At 57.9% G+C, this 660-nt stretch carries 1 pseudogene; it reads left to right on the top strand.

The features are described 5' to 3' along the window. Positions 1 to 22: 22 nt before the first annotated feature. Positions 23 to 660: pseudogene (locus EN925_RS38535) on the top strand (type VI secretion system membrane subunit TssM); the annotation flags it as partial.

Here is a 660-nt window from a genome sequence, read left to right as displayed (position 1 = left end):
ATTCAGACCATTCCAGGCCCTGGTGAACGGCCCTGCCGGACATCGCCCGATCGATGCTCTGACCCAAAACTTCAGCGATATCTATCAGAGCCTGCAACTGGCGGCCGAAGTTCCTTCGCAGACGGAACGCGTCAATTCGAACCTGCAGCTGCAGATAGCCACGCTTCGCGCCAATGTCTCGCGCCTGCCCAAGCAACTCGGCCGGATGGTCAACGCGACGGCGGATGAGTTCGAAGGCAACGTTGCCGAAACCTCGGTGACCAACTTGAATCAGATACTTGACCAGACGGTCACAGCCCCTTGTGAAGCCGCAATCAGCGGCCGTTATCCCTTCGCCCGCGACGCCACCGAGGATGTTGCGATGGCAGATTTCGCCAAATTGTTCGCCCCTGGCGGCTTGCTGGACCGGTTCTTCGCACAAAATCTAGCATCGCTGATCGACATGACCAGCCAGGACTGGACTTGGAAACAGGATGCGCGATTTGGACGCGACCTGTCGAAATCGACCCTGAAAGACTTCCAGCTTGCGGCGGAAATCCGCAGCGCCTTCTTCCCATCGGGCGGTTCGTTGCCTTCGGTCAGCATCACTTTCACACCGTTCTCACTGAATAGCGATGTCGATACGGCGATACTCGATGCCGAAGGCCAGATCGTCTGGAG

The organism is Mesorhizobium sp. M7A.F.Ca.US.006.04.2.1, assembly GCF_004022915.1.
GTDB classification, from domain to species: domain Bacteria; phylum Pseudomonadota; class Alphaproteobacteria; order Rhizobiales; family Rhizobiaceae; genus Mesorhizobium; species Mesorhizobium ciceri.
Note: the sequence above shows the minus strand (reverse complement) of the source record. Positions and strands in the feature narration are given on the sequence as shown.